Genomic DNA, 6672 nt, shown 5'->3' on the forward strand with positions numbered 1-6672 from the left:
AGCGCGGCCGGGAAGCCGTGCTCGGCGGCGATCTTCGGTCCCCACGCGATCGCCGTGCCGTGCCCACCGACGAGCGACATCGACCCCGCGACGACGCCCGCCGCCTTCGGCATCCCGAGCAGGACCGCCCCGACGGTGCCGACCGTGTCCTGCAGGAAGACGAAGGCGACCGTCACGAGGCAAAGCACGCCGAGAACGCGGCCGCCGGCGGCGAGATCGGCAAGCCTCGCGTTTACACCGACCGTGGCGAAGAAGATGACGAGCAGCTTGTCGCGCGTCGTCATGTCGAAGCCGATGTCGGTGCGAAACAGAATGTGCACGGCCCAGACGACGAGCGCGGCGACGAAACCGCCGGTGACCGGCTCGGGAATGCTGTAGCGCCTGAGGAACTCGACGCGCTGGGTGATCAGCACGCCGACGAAGAAGACGACGATCCCGATCGTGAGCGCGAGGAAGTCTGGTGCGATCAGCTCTCGTGCCTCGGTCTGCATGGCTGCGACACTCCCCTCTTTCGATGCGGCGAAGCAGGCTCGGCAAGCGTGGACTTCGGGCTAAGTACGTTACTGTCTACTACGTACGCGCTCCAGGTTTCGGAGGTCCGACAGCTGTGGCAGAATCAGGGCGGCACTAATCGGGATATGGCAGCGCATCATGGTGCGGGAGGAGCAGGCGGTTGCGACCGACGCCGTCCGGGCGGAACTGGCCCGTATCCTCGCGTCGCCGCGTTTCGACGCCAGCGACCGCAACCGCCACTTCCTCGCCCATGTCGTCGAAGAGGCCCTCACCGGGCGGACCGATCGCATCAAGGCCTACACCATCGCCACCGAGGTCTTCGGGCGCGATCCGAAGTTCGACCCGCAGCTCGACTCGATCGTGCGCATCGAGGCGGGACGGCTCCGGCGGTGTCTCGAACGCTACTATCTGACCGACGGCCGGACCAGCCGTCTGCGCATCGACGTCCCCCGCGGCGGCTACGCCCCGGTCTTCGCGACGGTCGAGCCGGTCGCTCTCCCCCATTCCTTGACGAGCTCTCCCCGGGTGCTGGTGACGGCCTTCGAGGAGGAGGGCGACCAGTCGGCCTTCCCGAGCTTCACCCGCGGCTTCACCCGCTCGCTGATCATCGCGCTGACCCGCTTCACCGGACTGTGCGTCTTCGGCGTCGAGACCGCGCTCCGCCTGCCCTCCGAGATCGACGCGGAACGGCCGCGGATCGACCTCGCCCCCGACTACCTCGTGACCGGGCAGACGTCGCTCGGGCCGGGGCGCTTCGAGGTCGACGTGCTGCTCATCGAGGCGGGGACCGGCCGCGCCGTCTGGGCCGAGACCTTCGCGCGCGAGCTTGATCCCGGCGAGATCATCGACCTGCGCAACGACGTGGCGAACCGGGTGGCGCGGGCGCTGGCGCAGCCCTACGGCGCGATCCAGAGCGACCGGGCGCGCGACGCCGACGGGCAGGCGCCGGAGCTGCTCGGCAGCTACGCGGCGGTGCTGCTGTTCTATGCCTACTGGCGCACCTTCGACCGCGAGATCGTCGAGGCGGTGCGGGTCGGGCTGGAGCGCGCCGTGGCGCAGGAACCCGACTATGCCGAGGCGCAGGCCTGTCTGTCGCTCGTCTATGTCAACGCCCATCGCTTTCGCCATGCGATAGGCGAGGGCGAGCCGGACCCGCGGGGGCGGGCATTGGCGCTCGCCTCCCGCGCGGTGGAGCTGGCGCCGAACTCGAGCTGGGCGCGCTATGCGCTCGGGCTCGCGCACTGGTTCAACGGCGACGCGGCGACGGGGTTGAGCGCGCTGGAGGCCGGCCGCGCGCTCAACCCGAACGACACGACGATCCTCGCCGACCTCGGCCAGCGCTACGCCATGCTGGCACGCTGGGACGAGGCGGTGCCGATGCTGGAGGAGTCCTACGCCACCAATCCGGCGCAGCCGGGATCCTACCGCATCGGCCTCTATCTCTACCACTTCGCCCACGACCGCTTCTCGGAAGCCCTGGCCGAGGCCCGGCGGGTGGACGCGCCCCAGGTCCTCTATGGCCATGTCGCGGTGGCGACGGCCGCCGCCGCCCTCGGGTTGGATGACGAGGCCGCCGACGCGGTGGCCGCGATCCGCGGCCTCGATCCCGACTACGGCGCCAAGGTCGCCGCCGATCTCGCGGGACGCCACGTCGCGCCCGAGCTCGTGGGGCTGATCGCCTGCTGGCTCCGCAAGGCCGGCCTCGCCGTGCCTTCCGGCGCGGCGTGAGGCGAGCCGGCATGCGCCTTCCCGGCATCACGGGCAAGCGGATCGAGGCCCGCGCCACCGACTTCGTCGCGCGCCTCGCCTTCCTCGGCCTCTTCGCCTGAGTGTCGTTCGCATCGAGAGGTGCGACTACGACAAGAACGGCCGGTTCACCAAGACCGGGGGCTTTGCGTCTTGAGCGTCTACCAGGTCATGCATCGCGTCGTCGGACCGCCGCCGTCGTCGTGGCGCTCCCGTGATGAACCTGACCCACAGCGCATCCTTCCATTCAGGTGAAAAGACCGCGCCATCAAAGCCCGGGACCAGACACAATCCGGCGACGCCGTGGCGCCGGACATGCGAATGACGGCCGAGCGCGATCAGTGCCCGATAGCGGCGGCGAGGCGGGTCTCCGCGTGGTCGATCTCGGCGACGAGCCGGCGGACGAGGTCGTCGGGCACCTTGCCCTCGCGGCCGAGCCGGAAGTAGGTCTCGCGCTCGGCCCGGAGCGCGGCGAGGCGCAACTCGCGCTCGATCGCATGCGCCCGGCGCAGCTCCTCGGCCTCCTGGCCGGTCTTCTGGATACCCTCGATCCGCCGGCGATAGTCGGCCGAGACGCGCGCCGCCGCCTCCAGCCAGGTCACGCTCCCCTGGGTGATCTCGTGCTCGTCGTGCTGGACGCGCTCGACGGCGTCCATCGCGGCGAGCGCCGCCGCGTGGCGGGCGCGCCGCTCGACGCGCTGGCGACCTTCCTCGGGAGGCAGCGCCAGCCCCTTCAGCAGCAACGGCAGGAAGACACCGGCCAGGGTGATCGACAGGATCACCACGCCGGCGGCGATGAAGATCGCGAGGTCGCGTCCCGGGAAGGGCGCGCCGTCGACGAGGAACGGCAGCGTCATGATGCCGGCGAGCGTGATCGAGCCGCGCGCCCCGGCGAAGGAGGTGGCGAGCAGCAGCCGCGACCCGAGCGCCGGCGCGGGCTCGCCCGCCCGGCGGCGGCGGAACAGGGTGAAGCGGAACGAAACCCAGACCCAGGTGAAGCGGAGCGCGATCATCGCCAGGGTGACGACGAGGATATAGGCGATCAGCATGGCGGGCTCGGCGGTTCCGGCCTCGCGCATCGCCCCGGCGGCGCTGGCGCCGACCATCGGCAGCTGCTCGCCGAGCAGTACGAACATCGCGCCGTTGAGCCCGAACTGCACCATGTCCCAGACGGCCGCCCGGCGCACGCGGGTCTCGGGCAGCGCCCGGCCGCTCTGCTCGAGGTAGCTCATGGTGATGCCGGCGGCGACGGCGGCGAGGATGCCCGAGGCGTGCAGGTGCTCGGCGGCGAGATAGGCGGCGAAGGGCATGAGGAGGCCGATCAGCACCTTCGATCCCGGCTCCTCGCCGAGCCGGCGGGCGATCAGGTCCTGGCATACCTGGATGAGCAAGATGGTCCCGACGCCGATGGTGATCCCGCCGAGCGCGAGCCAGAGGAAATTCATCGCGGCGGCCGCGGCCGAGAAGCTCCCGGTGATCACCGCCGCGACGGCGAAGCGCATGCAGACGAGGCCGGTGGCGTCGTTGAGGAGCGATTCACCCTCGAGGATGTGCACCAGGCGCCGCGGCAGCGGCGTCCGCTTGGTGATGGCGGCGACGGCGACCGGATCGGTCGGCGAGAGCGCCGCGGCGAGGGCGAAGGCCACGGCCAGCGGCATCGCGGGGATCATCCAGTGGACGAGATAGCCGATGCCGATGACGCTGAAGACCACGAGGCCGAGGGCCAGCTCGACGATGGTCCCGGAGTCCTTGAAGAGACCGTCCTTCGGGATGCGCCAGCCATCGAGAAACAGGAGCGGCGGCAGGAAGAACAGGAAGAAGACGTGCGGCTCGAGGCCGAGCCCCTCGTGGGTGAAGACCGAGACCAGCACGCCGAGGAGGATCTGGATGAGCGGCAGCGGCACCGGGACCGGCAGCGCGCGTCCGACCCAGCCGCTGACGACGACGGCGAGCATCAGCAGCAGCGATCCTGTCACCAGATGTTCCAACGAGCCTTCTCCCTAGCCGCCGATTTGGCCCAAGTGTTGGTTCAAACGGACGAAAATGAAAGCCTGCATCGGCGAGGCGGGCCCTGCGTCACCCAGCCCCCGCGGACTGGAACGAGCGGGAGTGTCACCGCCGCCTCGACCACCATCGGCTCCGCACCGCGGCATCGACGCGGTGGAGAACCCGGAGGAGCCGTGGCCGAACGTGGTCAGCGCCGATCCGCTCAGCGCCACGCGCGACAGGCGGCATCCCGTCAACGGCGGCCCGACACCCGGCGCCTACCGCCCGGCGAAGCGACCGGGTTGGAGTTCGCGCTCCAGCTTGCGGCGCATCGCCTGCTCGAAATCGGAATAGTCCGTCGCCGCCTCGACGAAGGCGCCGGGGCCGTGGATGACGAACCGCTGGTAGTAGCGGGCCAGCGCCTCGCGGCTCGAGCCGATGACGAGGCCGTTCACCGTCACCCGGTCGAACGGAAATCGCGCCAGCGCCTCGGACGGCGAGATGCCGTCGTTGCTGGTGCCGTCGCCCGAGATGTCGAGCTTGTGCTCGACGCAATCCGGCGCGTCGGCCAGCGCCAGCGCGCCGAAGGCCATCGCCTCGCCGAGCGCGGTGGGGAAATTGCTGAAACCCCGGCCGCTGGCGAGGAGCCGGCCGGCCACCCGCGCCAGATCGGCCTCGCCGAGGATCGGCACCCAGTCCTGACGCACCACCTGCTGGCCGCGGCCGCTCCATTCATAGACCTGCAGCGTCACCGTCCGGCCGGGCTCGCCGAGAAAGGCCGCCACCACTTCCGGCGCCACCAGCGCGCGGGCCAGCCCTTCGGTCTGCAACCGGTATTCCGCCGCGTCGACCGAGGAGGAGACGTCGAGCCCGAGCGACAGGGCGATCCGGCAATCCTGCGCCGCCGCCGCGCCCGCCAGCGGACCGCCGAGCGCCAGCGCGAGGCCGAGAAGCGCGCGCACTACCAGGAGCCGGTGTTGCCCATGCTGACCCAGGGTTCCGCCGCCGGCAGGGCCGGCCCCATCTGCAGGAGCTCGACCGAAATCCCGTCCGGGCTCTTCACGAAGGCCATGCGCCCGTCGCGCGGCGGGCGGTTGATCGTCACCCCGGCCGCCTGGAGCCGGGCGCACATCTCGTAGATATTCTCCACCGCGTAGGCGAGATGGCCGAAGTTGCGCGCGCTGGCGCCGTCCACCTTCTCGTCCCAGTTGTAGGTGAGCTCGAGGTCGGCGCCGCCCTCGCCCGGCGCGGTCAGGAAGACGAGGGTATAGCGGCCCTGCGCGTTCTCGGTCCGCCGGGTCTCCGTGAGGCCGAGCAGGGCGCAATAGAAGGCCTTGGACGCCTCGATGTCACTGACCCGCACCATGGTATGCAGATAATTTATCTTCATCTGGGGCCTCCCCTGGTCTTATATGCTATATCTGGTTCCAACGAATCCGCCGACGGGTCGCCCGAGAGGTTAACATATGCCACTGACCGAGGAACAAAAGGCCGAGATCGCCGCCGCCCGCGCCAACGCCGCGCCCACCCTGCGGGCGACGTCGCCGGGCATGGAGGCCTGGCTCTACCGGGCGATCCCGGTGCTCGACCACGGGCTGATCCGGGTCATCGACTACATGGGCGACGACGCGGCGATCGTCCAGGCCGCGCGCGTCTCCTACGGCCAGGGCACCAGGGCGACGCGCGACGACGCCGGCCTCATCCGCTACCTGATGCGCCACTGGCACTCGACGCCCTTCGAGATGTGCGAGGTGAAGCTGCATGTGAAGCTGCCGGTCTTCGTCGCCCGCCAGTGGATCCGCCACCGCACCGCGAACGTGAACGAATATTCCGCCCGCTACTCGATCCTCGACCGCGAATTCTACATCCCCGCGCCGGAACATCTCGCCGCCCAGTCGAGCGTCAACAACCAGGGCCGCGGCGAGGTCCTGAGCGCGGAGGAATCCGCCCGCGTCCTCGCCTTCCTGCGCGAGGATTCGACGCGGGCCTATGACAATTACGAAGCGATGCTGTCGACCGAGGGCCAGCAGGGTCTGGCGCGGGAGCTGGCGCGGATGAACCTGCCGGCGAACATCTACACGCAATGGTACTGGAAGGTGGACCTCCACAACCTGTTCCACTTCCTGCGGTTGCGGGCTGACCCGCACGCCCAGTACGAGATCCGCGCCTATGCCGAGGCGATCTGCGAAGTTGTGAAGGACTGGGTTCCGGCGGCCTGGGGGGCGTTCGAGGACTATCGGCTGGGGGCGGTGACCTTCTCGGGGAAGGGGATGGAGGTGGTCAGGCGCCGGCTGGCGGGGGAGGTGGTGACACAGGAAGAAAGCGGCATGAGCAAAGGGGAGTGGCGGGAGTTCGAGGTTATTTGCAATGCAAAATGATCGGACGGATTACGGCGCTATCTACTTGGCGTATTTTACTGGCGTCTCG

General features: G+C 69.6%; 6 protein-coding genes. 2 read left to right on the forward strand and 4 right to left on the reverse strand.

The window, feature by feature from the left end; translation table 11 throughout:
• The coding region (locus Q0480_RS01330; RefSeq protein WP_299129891.1) for a sodium/glutamate symporter at positions 1-491 on the reverse strand (491 nt) is incomplete at its 3' end.
• Between the two features lie 160 nt (positions 492-651).
• Between Q0480_RS01330 and Q0480_RS01335 the strand changes: the two genes are divergently transcribed.
• Positions 652-2241 (forward strand): hypothetical protein, encoded by a 1590-nt coding sequence (locus Q0480_RS01335; protein ID WP_299129893.1) that lies wholly within the window; start codon positions 652-654, stop codon positions 2239-2241.
• Between the two features lie 356 nt (positions 2242-2597).
• Here Q0480_RS01335 and Q0480_RS01340 read toward each other — a convergent pair whose 3' ends face one another.
• The 3 genes from Q0480_RS01340 to Q0480_RS01350 all read right to left on the reverse strand — a co-directional run bounded on the left by Q0480_RS01340 (position 2598) and on the right by Q0480_RS01350 (position 5635).
• A complete protein-coding gene (locus tag Q0480_RS01340; RefSeq protein ID WP_299129895.1) occupies positions 2598-4247 on the reverse strand; it encodes a Na+/H+ antiporter in 1650 nt (549 codons plus the stop codon).
• Between the two features lie 276 nt (positions 4248-4523).
• On the reverse strand, positions 4524-5207 hold the full coding sequence (locus tag Q0480_RS01345) for a DUF1194 domain-containing protein (RefSeq protein ID WP_299129897.1): 684 nt from the start codon (positions 5205-5207) through the stop codon (positions 4524-4526).
• The gene (locus Q0480_RS01350; protein ID WP_299129898.1) at positions 5207-5635 is read right to left on the reverse strand and encodes a VOC family protein; all 429 of its coding nucleotides are present in this window, start codon (positions 5633-5635) and stop codon (positions 5207-5209) included. The genes Q0480_RS01345 and Q0480_RS01350 overlap by 1 nt, the downstream gene beginning before the upstream one ends.
• 76 nt (positions 5636-5711) lie before the next feature.
• Between Q0480_RS01350 and thyX the strand changes: the two genes are divergently transcribed.
• Positions 5712-6623 carry an FAD-dependent thymidylate synthase gene (gene thyX, locus Q0480_RS01355; protein WP_299129900.1) on the forward strand — a complete coding sequence of 304 codons (912 nt, stop codon included), beginning with the start codon at positions 5712-5714 and terminating at the stop codon, positions 6621-6623.
• Positions 6624-6672 lie beyond the last annotated feature (49 nt).

This window comes from uncultured Amaricoccus sp., assembly GCF_937891315.1.
In the GTDB taxonomy this organism is placed as follows: Bacteria; Pseudomonadota; Alphaproteobacteria; order Rhodobacterales; family Rhodobacteraceae; genus Amaricoccus.